Below are 475 nucleotides of genomic sequence, written 5' to 3'. Positions count from 1 at the left end.
TGCAACGGTTCCTGGCGTAATGGAAGACGTAACGGAGATCATTCTTAACCTGAAAGCTTTGTCGCTCAAGATCCACTCCGATGAAGAGAAAGTGCTCGAAATCGACGCGGAAGGCGAAGGAGCCGTAACGGCAGGAGATATCCGTGCGGACAGCGATGTTGAAATCCTGAATCCAGATCTTCATATCGCTACGCTTGGACCAGGTTCGAGACTTCACATGCGTATTTTCGCCAATCGCGGACGCGGCTATGTTAAGCAAGATCGTAACAAGCGTGAGGATCAGCCTATTGGCGTAATCCCCGTCGACTCCATCTACACTCCGATTTCCCGCGTAAACTACGGTGTGGAAAATACGCGTGTAGGCCAAGTGACCAACTATGACAAGCTGACACTGGAAGTATGGACCGACGGAAGCATTCGGCCTGAAGAGGCTGTCAGTCTTGGGGCTAAAATCCTGACTGAGCATTTGATGCTG

1 protein-coding gene is annotated in these 475 nt (G+C 50.9%); it reads left to right on the top strand.

Annotated features, from left to right (window positions below):
- Nucleotides 1–475: DNA-directed RNA polymerase subunit alpha (locus ACI1P2_RS26835; RefSeq protein WP_355325476.1), on the top strand; the 475-nt coding region annotated here is incomplete at both ends.

Source organism: Paenibacillus jiangxiensis (assembly GCF_046098255.1).
In the GTDB taxonomy this organism is placed as follows: domain Bacteria; phylum Bacillota; class Bacilli; order Paenibacillales; family Paenibacillaceae; genus Paenibacillus; species Paenibacillus jiagnxiensis.
This window is presented reverse-complemented; position numbering and strand designations above follow the sequence as displayed.